Genomic DNA, 3,675 nt, shown 5'->3' on the forward strand with positions numbered 1-3,675 from the left:
GGCCACCACCCGGTGCCGGGAGGCGTCCGCGCCCTCGGGCAGGTCCGCCGGCTCCCCGGGCAGCGCGCCCCAGTCGAAGACCCGCTCGTCGGCCAGCTGCGCCATCGCCGCGCGCACCCGGTCGCTGTCGCGCCCGCTGGTGTCGTGCAGGAAGCGCTCCAGGTTGCTCGAGACGAGGATGTCCATCGAGGGCGAGTCCGTGCGCACCAGCCCGCGTCGGGCGTCGTAGGTGCCGGTGGCGAAGAAGTCCGCCAGCACCCGGTTCTCGTTGGTCGCGCACACGGCGGTGCCCAGCGGCACGCCCGCGGCGCGGGCCCAGGTGGCGGCCAGCAGGTTGCCGAAGTTTCCCGTGGGCACCACCACGTCGACCGGCTCGCCGGCGGCCACCACGCCGGCCCGGCGCAGGGCCGCGTAGCCGGTCACGTAGTAGACCACCTGCGGCAGCAGGCGCCCCAGGTTGATGGAGTTGGCCGAGCTCACCGCGTACCCGCGGCCGGTGAGCCGCTCCCGGGCACCCGCATCGGCGAAGAGCGCCTTCACCGCGCGCTGGGCGTCGTCGAAGTCGCCGTGGATGCCCAGCACGTGCACGTTGCCACCGGCCTGGGTGCGCATCTGCTGCTTCTGCATGAAGCTCACGCCCTCGGTGGGGTACAGCACCACCACCTCGGTGTCGGGCACGTCCTTGAAGCCCTCGAGCGCCGCCTTGCCGGTGTCGCCGCTGGTGGCGGTGAGCACCAGTGTGGTGCCCTGCTGCCCCTCGGCGGTGCGCGCCAGCGTCACCAGGTGGGGCAGCAGCGTGAGCGCGACGTCCTTGAAGGCGTGCGTGGGCCCGTGGAAGAGCTCCAGCAGGCCGATCGTCCCGTCCGCCTCGCCGAGGACGGTCAGCGGTACCACCTCCTCGGTCTCGAAGCGGGCCGCCGCCGCCTCGACGGCCTCCCGCAGCCCGTCGGCCGGCAGGCCGCCCTCCCCGGTGAGGTAGGGCGCCATGACCGCCGTGGCCACCTCGGCCCAGGGGGCGTCGAGCAGGGACTCCACGTCCAGCGGCTCGATGCGCTCGGGAACGTAGAGCCCGCCGTCGGGGGCCAGGCCGTCGAGCACCGCCCGGGCCGCGCCCACCGCCGGTGCCTGACCGCGGGTGCTGGTGAACCTCATGCCGCCCCCTCGCCGGCGGCCTCCCAGCGGACGACGCAGCTGCCCGGGTCGTCCAGCCAGGGCTGCAGCACGGCCCGGCGCAGCGGACCGGTGATGCCCGCCACCGGGTCGGAACCCAGCCGGTCCTGCAACAGGGCCTCGGCCTGCCCCGCCAGGGCGGCGCTGCTGCGCAGGTACCAGCGGCCGGTCACGGTGGCGTTCGCGTCGTGCAGCGGGGCGTCCGAGAGCGGGCTGGTGGTGGGCACCGCACCCAGCAGCACGTCCACCACGTCGGTGAGCACCGCCGAGGCGGTCTCGTAGCGCCCCGCGCCGGGCCCGGCGAAGGTCAGGGCACCCACGTGGTCGGCCTCGAAGGTGACCGCGTTGGTGGACCCGGTGATGCTGGCCGCCCAGTGCTCCGGCGGCACGGCGACCGGCTCGACGACGGCGGTCACCTCGTGGCCGCCGGGACCCTGCACGGCGTGCGCCTCACCCACCAGGCGCACCACGCGCGGGCCGCCGGGCGCCGTGCGCAGCGCCTGCAGGTCGGCCGCCGACACCCGCTCGATGCCGGTGCACAGGATGTGAGGCTCGGTCACCGGGCCGCCGAACGCCATCGAGGCCAGGATGCGCAGCTTGCGCAGCGAGTCCGCCCCGCTCACGTCGGCGCTCGGGTCGGCCTCCAGGTAGCCCAGCTGCTGGGCCTCGGCGGCCACCACGCCGTAGTCCCGCCCGGACTCCATGGCCGAGAGGATGTAGTTGCACGAGCCGTTGAGGATGCCGCTCACCGAACGCACCCGGTCCACGCGGACGAGGTCGCGCAGGGCCCGCACGCACGGCACCCCACCGGCCACGGCGGCCTCGAAGAGCAGGTTCACCCCCTGCTCCTGGGCCAGCGCGGTGAGCTCCTCGCCGTGCGCGCTGAGCAGCGCCTTGTTGGCGGTGACCACGTGCTTGCCCTGGCGCAGCGCCTCGCCCACCAGCTCCAGGCCCTCCTCGACGGGCCCGGCCACCTCCACCACGAGGTCCACCGACGGGTCGGTCACCGCCCCCCGGGCGTCAGTGCTCAGGGTGCCGGCAGGGGCGGGGACGTCGCGCTCGCGGTGCAGGTCGCGCACCACCACGTGACGCACCACCACGTCGGTGCCCAGCTGGTCCAGCCAACGCCCACGGTGCCGGCCCAGCAGGTCGACGACCCCCTGGCCCACCGTCCCGTAGCCCAGGACGGCCACCCCCACGCTGCGCACGCCCTCGGTCTGTTCCGTCATGTCGGCCTCCTGGGTGGTCTCGTCCCGGGTCTTCCAGTCGTCTCGTGGTCTGGTCCCGCCCGGCCACCGGCTGGGCCGGCGGTGGCGCCAGCCTAACGACGCCTCCCCGCCTGGTAGGAGGGGCCGTGCCCGGGTCTCCGCCCGGGGCCGCGCGGGGGCCGTCGGTGCCTCGGGCGATACTTGGGGCAGGTGCCGAGAGCCGGCACGCCGATGACCCCGAGGGGGCACCATGAAGCGCACGACCCTGACGCTGCTGGCCGCGATGAGCACCACCGTGGTGCTCGCCGGGTGCAACGAGGACAACGGTGGCGGCGGTGGCTCCGCCCAAGCCGACTCCGACCCGAAGGCCGCCGTGTCGCAGGCCTTCGACAAGGCCAACGAGGCCAAGGACCAGACGGCCACGATCTCCCTGGACAGCTCCTCGGAGTCGCTCAAGAAGCTCACGGAGTCCTCCGACTTCTCCACCCTGAGCTCTGACGACCGGATGGCCGTGGAGAAGGTCACCGAGCTGCTGCCCAAGTCCAGGATCACGGTCTCGACCCACTCGCGCGACCAGGCCCTCTCCGAGGAGAAGGACGCCAAGGACCTCGACACCGCCATGACCCTGCACATCGGCGAGGGAAAGGTCGAGTTCCGCCAGGTCGAGGGCGGCATGTACATGCGCGCCGACGTGGACAAGATCGGTCAGGAGACCGGCCTGTTCACCGCCGACCAGCTCAAGATGGGCCTCACCGGCGGCTCCGGTGCCCCGGCCGACGACCCCTCGATGCAGTTCCTCACCAAGGCCCTCTCCGGCGAGTGGGTCGGTGTCTCCTCCGAGCAGGTGGAGTCCGAGCTGCAGAAGCAGGGGCTCACCCTGGAGGACCTCACCAAGGAGGCCACCGGCGGCACCGAGGTGTCCGCCCAGCAGCAGCTGAAGATGCAGCAGGACCTCAAGACCTTCATGGACGAGCACGGCGAGTTCACCCGCGAGGGAGACGTGGTGCACGTGGCTGTGCCGGTGGAGGAGAGCTGGGACGACTTCGCCGCCATCGTGAACCAGAACATCACGGACCCCTCGGAGAAGCTGCCGACGCTCACCGAGGAGAACAAGAAGGCCATCAAGGACGACGCCAAGGCGACCATCGACGTGACCCTCGACGGCGACCAGCTCAAGGGCCTGGACCTCGACTTCACCCAGGTCAAGGACTTCGTGGACCCGGCCTCGCTGGACGCCACCGAGAAGAAGGACTACGACGAGTTCGTCCAGCAGGTTGGCCACGGCCAGCACGGCCTC

Annotated in this window: 3 protein-coding genes; 1 reads left to right on the top strand and 2 read right to left on the bottom strand. The window is 72.7% G+C overall.

Annotated features, from left to right (window positions below):
• Together thrC and HMPREF3099_RS07210 are read right to left on the bottom strand one after the other, a co-directional pair.
• Positions 1 to 1,152, bottom strand: a 1,152-nt coding sequence (gene thrC, locus HMPREF3099_RS07205) for a threonine synthase (RefSeq protein ID WP_070705360.1), incomplete at its 3' end; no start/stop codon positions are given.
• Positions 1,149 to 2,399: a homoserine dehydrogenase gene (locus tag HMPREF3099_RS07210; protein ID WP_070705361.1), complete on the bottom strand. Its 1,251-nt coding sequence runs from the start codon at positions 2,397 to 2,399 to the stop codon at positions 1,149 to 1,151. The genes thrC and HMPREF3099_RS07210, both read right to left, overlap by 4 nt.
• A 229-nt stretch (positions 2,400 to 2,628) precedes the next feature.
• Here HMPREF3099_RS07210 and HMPREF3099_RS12915 point away from each other — a divergent pair.
• On the top strand, positions 2,629 to 3,675 hold a 1,047-nt coding region (locus HMPREF3099_RS12915), incomplete at its 3' end, for a hypothetical protein (RefSeq protein WP_168168477.1).

The sequence above is a fragment of the Kytococcus sp. HMSC28H12 genome, from assembly GCF_001816045.1.
Taxonomy (GTDB): Bacteria; Actinomycetota; Actinomycetes; order Actinomycetales; family Dermatophilaceae; genus Kytococcus; species Kytococcus schroeteri.

Coding starts and splice junctions, on each gene's coding strand:
- HMPREF3099_RS07210 (WP_070705361.1), bottom strand. CDS start 2,399: ATGACGGAACAGACCGAGGGCGTGCGCAGCGTGGGGGTGGCCGTCCTG.